Origin of the sequence: Flavobacterium nitrogenifigens, assembly GCF_003254565.1 — a bacterium.
In the GTDB taxonomy this organism is placed as follows: domain Bacteria; phylum Bacteroidota; class Bacteroidia; order Flavobacteriales; family Flavobacteriaceae; genus Flavobacterium; species Flavobacterium nitrogenifigens.
In genome coordinates, this window is sequence record NZ_QJRI01000078.1 from 1 (window position 1) to 368 (window position 368).

A 368-nucleotide genomic window follows, 5' to 3' on the forward strand; every position below is an offset into this window, starting at 1 on the left:
TGCCTGGGTAGCCTTCCAGAAAGCGGACCTCATCCCAGACCGTTGGCACTTCTTTCATAAATTTTATGGCCCAGTCCGGAGCATCATATAAATTGTTAGGCGCCAAAGCAAAATGCTGCACGCCGCTCTGAAAAAGCACTGAAGCGGCTAAAGCAAACACATCTGAAGTCATTCTTTTAGAGCCTTTGTTGGGAATGTTATCGCTATTGTAGTATTTGTTCAAAGCGCTTCCGCCAAAATCCATGCTTCCCACCGCATTTCTGATAAAAGTATGCGCTGCTGCATTTATAGCTTCATTATCGCAGCTCTGCTGTCCGAAATGCAGATTCTCGCTTGCCAGAACCGCTTCGCTGGAGGCGTAATTCGGA

General features: G+C 47.0%; 1 protein-coding gene. It reads right to left on the reverse strand.

Annotated elements, in window-relative coordinates; all coding sequences use genetic code 11:
- On the reverse strand, positions 1–368 hold a 368-nt coding region (locus DM397_RS00330; protein ID WP_204251845.1), incomplete at both ends, for a glycoside hydrolase family 97 catalytic domain-containing protein.